An 843-nucleotide genomic window follows, 5' to 3' on the forward strand; every position below is an offset into this window, starting at 1 on the left:
TGCATTTTGAACTAAGTCCCGATCAAACCGCATTCCAAGACACCGCACGTAAATTCGCTGAAAATCATCTTGCTCCCAATGCAAAACAGTGGGACGAAGAAGCCATTTTTCCGAAGGATGCTTTTATCGAAGCCGGCAAGCTTGGCTTCATGGCAATGTATGTGCCTGAGGAACATTTTGGTATTGGTCTGAGTCGCTTAGATGCCTGTTTAATTATGGAGCAGCTTGCGACTGGCTGTACCACAACGGCTGCTTTTATCAGCATTCATAATATGGCCTTTAAAATGCTCAGCACCTACGGCCAAGAGAGCTTAATAAATGACTGGGCTGAACCCTTAGCGAGCGGTGAGAAACTCGCAAGTTATTGTCTTACTGAGCCTGGTGCAGGTTCTGATGCAGCATCACTCACTACAAGCGCAGTCAAAGATGGCGATGACTACATCATATCGGGCAGTAAGGTATTTATCTCTGGCGCGGGGTCTACCGACTTACTGATCACCATGGTTCGTACCGGCGAGCAAGGTGCATCAGGCGTGAGTTGTATTGCGATTCCTGCCGATAGCGAAGGCATTAGCTACGGAAAAAAAGAAGACAAACTAGGCTGGAATGCGCAGCCAACGCGTCAAATAAATTTTGATCAAGTACGTGTTCCACAATCTCATCGCCTAGCAGAAGAAGGCCAAGGTTTTAAGTTGNCGATGGAAGGCTTGGACGGCGGGAGAATTAATATTGCCGCATGCTCAACCGGCACAGCAATCTCAGCACTAAGCGCCGCCACCAACTATGCAAAAGAGAGAGAACAGTTCGGTCAATCGCTCGCACAATTCCAAAGTACTCAAAACA

1 protein-coding gene is annotated in these 843 nt (G+C 47.6%); it reads left to right on the top strand.

What is annotated here, in order from left to right; translation table 11 throughout:
• Nucleotides 1–843, top strand: an 843-nt coding sequence (locus tag A3739_RS06270; RefSeq protein ID WP_068500720.1) for an acyl-CoA dehydrogenase family protein, incomplete at both ends; no start/stop codon positions are given.

Source organism: Oleiphilus sp. HI0067 (genome assembly GCF_001635735.1).